Origin of the sequence: Ruminococcus sp. MCC718 (genome assembly GCF_018783905.1) — a bacterium.
GTDB classification, from domain to species: Bacteria; Bacillota; Clostridia; order Lachnospirales; family Lachnospiraceae; genus Hominisplanchenecus; species Hominisplanchenecus faecis.
Genome location: NZ_WQNP01000029.1, coordinates 1 through 3284, shown reverse-complemented (window position 1 = coordinate 3284; position 3284 = coordinate 1). Strand labels below are relative to the sequence as shown.

The 3284-nt window shown below is 37.4% G+C and carries 5 protein-coding genes; 1 reads left to right on the top strand and 4 read right to left on the bottom strand.

The window, feature by feature from the left end; all coding sequences use genetic code 11:
* Positions 1 to 570 precede the first annotated feature (570 nt).
* The 4 genes from GPK60_RS03525 to GPK60_RS03510 all read right to left on the bottom strand — a co-directional run bounded on the left by GPK60_RS03525 (position 571) and on the right by GPK60_RS03510 (position 2264).
* The gene (locus GPK60_RS03525) at positions 571 to 780 is read right to left on the bottom strand and encodes a hypothetical protein (RefSeq protein ID WP_201889189.1); all 210 of its coding nucleotides are present in this window, start codon (positions 778 to 780) and stop codon (positions 571 to 573) included.
* A 29-nt stretch (positions 781 to 809) separates the two neighbouring features.
* Complete coding sequence (locus GPK60_RS03520; RefSeq protein ID WP_173866703.1) at positions 810 to 1250, bottom strand: DUF697 domain-containing protein; 441 nt, start codon at positions 1248 to 1250, stop codon at positions 810 to 812.
* Positions 1247 to 1543: a Mor transcription activator family protein gene (locus GPK60_RS03515; RefSeq protein WP_173866702.1), complete on the bottom strand. Its 297-nt coding sequence runs from the start codon at positions 1541 to 1543 to the stop codon at positions 1247 to 1249. The genes GPK60_RS03520 and GPK60_RS03515 overlap by 4 nt, the downstream gene beginning before the upstream one ends.
* 109 nt (positions 1544 to 1652) lie before the next feature.
* Entirely contained in the window at positions 1653 to 2264 is a 612-nt protein-coding gene (locus GPK60_RS03510; protein ID WP_226911879.1) for a recombinase family protein, read from the bottom strand.
* Between the two features lie 508 nt (positions 2265 to 2772).
* On the opposite strand from GPK60_RS03510, the gene GPK60_RS03505 reads away from it, so the two are divergent.
* Positions 2773 to 3069 carry a rhodanese-like domain-containing protein gene (locus GPK60_RS03505; protein WP_022118383.1) on the top strand — a complete coding sequence of 99 codons (297 nt, stop codon included), beginning with the start codon at positions 2773 to 2775 and terminating at the stop codon, positions 3067 to 3069.
* Positions 3070 to 3284 lie beyond the last annotated feature (215 nt).

The window sequence follows — 3284 nt, the reverse complement described above, 5'->3', positions numbered from 1 at the left end:
ATACAGCTTAAGCAACAAGATGGATAATTCCTTACTGGCTGTAAGGGATATTAACCATAAATATATTGTAGTAGAAAGAAGGAAAATATATTATCATGGTAATTATAAAATTCGATGCCTATAATATTAAACCATATATCAGAGATAGGCTTTGATTTTGAATCAAAACACCATCCCTTTGTGAAAATACATGGAGATTCAAAAAGATTTGTATGAAAATCTTTAAACTTTATACACATTATCATTTATCCTTTCGAAGTATAATTTTGTATACAGATTAACATTGTTTAGGGGAACACGGCAAGAGGATATATAGATGATCTTATATATCCTCCTGCCTTTTGCATTCTATTTCTTAGAATTTGTGTAGGTTTCATTGAGAATACGGCTTGCAATGGAGAGAATAGCGATTGCAGACTGAATTAAAAGTTCCTTTGTGATAGATTTCATAGTATATGACCTCCTTGAATTTATAATATATTTTTTTAATAAAATAAAGAGAACTGCCTTTTACAGACGGTTCTCTTTAAATATACTAAGTGTTTACTGTTAAAATTTGCGGATGGTGAGCTACTTTCTCTTTTTGAATTGCCATCCTTCTTCTTTTGCGGTTTTGGCTTTTTCAAGGCTTGCTTCTGCCCGTTTATAAGCTTTTCTTGCAGCTCCGTAATGATATTCGCCTTCGCCGTTTTTGGCTTTAGCCCAGTGCATATCGCCATCTTTTTTAAAGCGTTTTGCGGCATGATCGTACATTTCTTCCGGTGTTTTGAAAAATCCCATATCATTCATCTCCCTGTAAGATATTTGCCTTATTTTTTCTCAAAGGCACGCTTTAAGGTTTCTGCTGCCTCTGCAAGCTTTTCCGGTTCTTCGCCAATGCTCATTTTGTAAAAGTCATTTGCCAGACTCCAGCCAAGAGTCTCTGTCAATGCAGAAGCAGTAGCTGCCCCTACCATTCCTCCGATAACAGATCCTGCTCCGGGAATTGCTTTTAAAATTCCGGAAAAGGCAGCCCGACCTGTACTTTGTGCAAGCGTAATTGCTGCAATCGACTTTGCTGCTGATTCAGATATTGACATGTCAAAAATTTTTCCCAAGGCAACGATCATAGTAACCTGTGCCGCTGTGATAGGAATGGTGTCAGCGATTGGAATTGGAAGTGCTCCGGCGGTTGCTGCTGCCGTTGTTGCAGTATGTATTGCAATCTTACATTTGCTTTCCAAATCTTTTGGCATTTTTGTTTTGCTCATAATTTGTCTCCGTTTCTTTTTGTTTTTTCATCGTTTATCATTTGTCTCAGCCAACGTTCGGTATAGCCGTATTGTAATGCTGTTTTTCTTAAATTTACTTCCTCCCCCCTTTCGGCTTTCTGTTTAATGGATTTTACAATAAAATCTTTGGTATAAAGCTTTTTTGGAAGTACAAGTTGCTGACCTTGGAAATTGTCATGTAATTTCATGGTGGCTTCTATACCGATTACTTCTGCTATATCCTTGTAAATGCTGACAAAATCTGTTGGTTGTATATCTTTAGTATCTATCATCCTTTTTCCTCTGAAACAGTTTTATTAGGTTCATTTTATATGAAATATTTTGAAATTACACTAGAGGTTCTCACATAGTAAAAACACAGTGCAATTTTACATGAGAAAATCACACTGTATTTTGAAATTGTTTTGCGAGTTTATAAAAACTGCTGCTGCTAAGATTCATGGATTGCATGGCTTTTTTTGCTGTAATATCGTGATTTTTCCATAAAGTATAGTAATGCTCCCAGTCGTTAGGAAACTGCATTTTAGGACGCCCCAAATGCTTGCCTTGGAGTTTGGCGGCAGCGATTCCTTCTTTTTGTCTTGAATGTATCAATAATCGTTCCTGTTCAGCCATACTGGAAAGTACTTCAATAAGAATATTGTTAAGCATATCCAATATCCATTCTTGGTTATCCGGTACTTGAACCATAGTAGTAGGTAAATCCAAGATCATAAGACGAATATGGTTTGATTTAAACCACTCTAATTCCTTCTTAATATCCGCCTTGTTGCGACTGAGACGGTCAAGAGATTTAATGACCAGTGTATCACCACTTCTTAATCCCAAAGCTCCTTTTAAGGCTTCATAACCCGGTCTGTGAAGCGTTTTGCCGCTGATTTTGTCAACAACAATATTGCTTTCGGGAACATATTTCTTTAATTCGATAAGCTGGCGGTCTAAATTTTGGTCTGTGCTGCTTACTCTGGCATATGCCATTTTTTTATTGCTCATGTAAACCCTCCTTGTAAAGAAAAGTGTCCATAAAGGTTGATGTTTTTATGAGCATGTGTTTAATCTCAAACAGAACCTTTATGGAGAGAAATAGACGGTATTTTAGGCTGCTTTTTTGTGTACAGAAAGCTCTACCTTTATGGAGACAGATTTTAGGAAAATAATTTTGTATGGTTTCATTATGAGAGAAGAAAAAGAATATTTGTTGCTGCAAAAACGTTTTATCGTTTGACACAACTTTTGACACAACTTATAATAAATTTCAGGCAAGAGAATACCGGGGATCAGAAACGAGAATAATGAGTTTTTGGGGGAAAACAGGAAATTTCCGTGCTTTAAAAAGATGTTAAATCAGCCCCTTATTAATTATTTATACTCCCCTCGAAACATCCGGTAGCTCCCCTACCGGATGTTTCATTTTACGGAAAATCAAGTCTTCGGAAGGGGTTTTTCAGATACCATTTTCTGTTTTATGGCATATGGTATACTGGAAGGAGTGAAGGGATTTATGGAATATGAAATGATTTCGGAAAAAGAACTGGATCGCCTTTTGGAAAAAGAACAGGGTTTTGTGATAGATCTTCGCTCACCGTGGGAATATGCAGCTTATCACATTCCGGGAGCGGTGAATATTCCGTATGAACGGTTGAAAAAGGTTCGGGGACTGCCAAAGAATGTTCCACTGATTTTTTACTGTGAACGTGGTTCAGTCAGTATGGTGGCGGCAAGGGAGATGGCAGAAAAAGGATACCGGGCAAAGAGTCTGACCGGCGGCATCCATTCCTGGCACAGAAGGCTTGGATAGAGGCAAAAAAGATTGACAGGGAAAAACAGCAAGATTATAGTTAATAAACAGGAAGAGAACAGTGAAAAAGGGCTGAAAAGACAGCTGTTCTTTTGCCTTGAAATAAGGCTACCGCAATCCCACTGGCTTTAGACGGTGGGTTAAGGTAGCCAAAAATCAGAAATTATAGTATATTCATGGCATGGGAACCTGGAAATCTAAAAACAGACACAAAT